Genomic DNA, 229 nt, shown 5'->3' on the forward strand with positions numbered 1-229 from the left:
GGTGCCGATGAGCACCAGTGGTGAAGTAGTGCGCGGTGATATCCAGGCCCAGACCCGCGCAGCCTGCGAGCGCATCGCCGAAAGCCTGGCGGCTTGCGGCGCGCGCTTCGATCAAGTGGTAAAGGCCACGGTATGGCTGTCGGACATGAGCCATTTCGCCGGTTTCAACGAGGTCTACAAAGAGTTCTTCGGCGCGGCGCTGCCGGTGCGTTCGACCGTGGCCTCGGCC

At 64.6% G+C, this 229-nt stretch carries 1 protein-coding gene; it reads left to right on the plus strand.

From position 1 onward, the window contains the following. Positions 1-229 (plus strand): RidA family protein (locus SB786_RS38020; RefSeq protein WP_410731816.1); only part of this gene is annotated, 229 nt, incomplete at both ends.

Source organism: Burkholderia sp. SIMBA_062 (assembly GCF_046534765.1).
GTDB lineage: Bacteria > Pseudomonadota > Gammaproteobacteria > Burkholderiales > Burkholderiaceae > Burkholderia > Burkholderia ambifaria.